1 protein-coding gene is annotated in these 1,070 nt (G+C 67.0%); it reads left to right on the top strand.

The window, feature by feature from the left end:
• The coding region (locus ACFFNA_RS36865; RefSeq protein WP_378924960.1) for a condensation domain-containing protein at window positions 1-1,070 on the top strand (1,070 nt) is incomplete at both ends.

Genomic DNA, 1,070 nt, shown 5'->3' with positions numbered 1-1,070 from the left:
ACGGCCCTGGCCGGGATCTGGCAAGAGCTGCTCGGGGTCGAGCGGGTCGGCCGCCACGACAACTTCTTCGAGCTCGGCGGCCACTCGCTGCTGGCGGTGCAGCTGATGGAGCGGCTGCGACGGCTGTCGCTCGGGGTGGAGGTGCGCACCCTGTTCGCCAGGCCGGTGCTTTGCGATCTGGCCGCAAGCCTTGGCAGCCATCACGAGGTGGCGGTGCCTGCCAACCTGATCGGCGAACAGACCGCGGCGATCACGCCGCAGATGCTGCCGCTGATCGATCTGACCCAACAGGAGATCGACCGGATCGTGTCGACGGTGCCGGGCGGGGTCGCCAACATCCAGGATATCTATGGCCTGTCGCCGCTGCAGGACGGCATTCTGTTCCATCATCTGCTGGCCAGCCAGGGCGATCCGTATCTGCTCGTCAGTGAGATGGCCTTTGCCGATCGCGGTGTGCTCGATCGCTACCTTGCTGCGGTCCAACAGGTGGTGGACCGGCACGACATTCTGCGCACGGCCTTTGTCTGGGAGGGGCTGTCGAGCCCGGCCCAGGTGGTCTGGCGCAAGGCGGCCCTGGATGTGAGCGAGGTCGAGCTGGATGAAGATGGCGGTCCCGGTCATGAGCAGCTGAAGCGCCGGTTCGATCCGCGTCAGTATCGCATCGATCTTGGCCAGGCGCCGCTGTTGCGGTTCGTGATCGCGCGCGAGCCCGGCAGCACACGCTGGCTGCTGTTGGAGCTGCAGCATCATCTGATCGGCGATCACACGACGCTGGAAGTGATGCATGCCGAAGTGCGGACCGTGGTCGAGGGACGGCGTCATGAGCTGGCAGCTCCGCAGCCGTTCCGCAATCTGGTGGCGCAGGCCCGTCTCGGCGGTTCGTCCGAAGAGCATGAAGCGTTCTTCCGCTCGATGCTGGCCGACATCGACGAGCCGACGCTGCCGTTCGGGCTGATCGAGGTGCATGGCGACGGCAGCGGGGTTGGCGAGGCGCAACGGATGCTGCCGCAGGCGCTGAACGAGCGGCTGCGGGCCCAGGCGCGGCGGCTGGGGGTGAGCCTGGCGAGCCT

Origin of the sequence: Mesorhizobium kowhaii, from assembly GCF_042431665.1 — a bacterium.
GTDB classification, from domain to species: Bacteria; Pseudomonadota; Alphaproteobacteria; order Rhizobiales; family Rhizobiaceae; genus Mesorhizobium; species Mesorhizobium kowhaii.
The sequence above is the reverse complement of the archived record's forward strand: the minus strand, read 5'-3'. Positions and strand labels throughout refer to the sequence as shown.